The following is a 259-nucleotide window of genomic DNA, read 5'->3' on the forward strand; positions in this document are numbered from 1 at the left end:
CGATTAGTCGCGAGGCGATAGACCACGACCAACTCTATGCACAGGTCATGGCAGAGTTGGCAGCGGGTCAGCCAACCTTCTTCTCCAAAGAGGAAGAGGCTGAGATTGAAGAACATAACCGCACCTTCTATCGCCAGTCCCCGTTGGCGGAAGCGTTCCACAAGTCGTTCATGATGGGGGAAGGCACGGAGGCTACGCAATGGCTGTCCGCCACCGAAATCTTCGAGACCTTGAAGCGCGAATCCCCGCGTGCGCTGCA

1 protein-coding gene is annotated in these 259 nt (G+C 57.1%); it reads left to right on the forward strand.

The window, feature by feature from the left end; translation table 11 throughout:
• On the forward strand, window positions 1-259 hold a 259-nt coding region (locus I6E40_RS10850; protein ID WP_235387298.1), incomplete at both ends, for a DUF3874 domain-containing protein.

This window comes from Prevotellamassilia timonensis, assembly GCF_021531665.1.
Lineage (GTDB): Bacteria > Bacteroidota > Bacteroidia > Bacteroidales > Bacteroidaceae > Alloprevotella.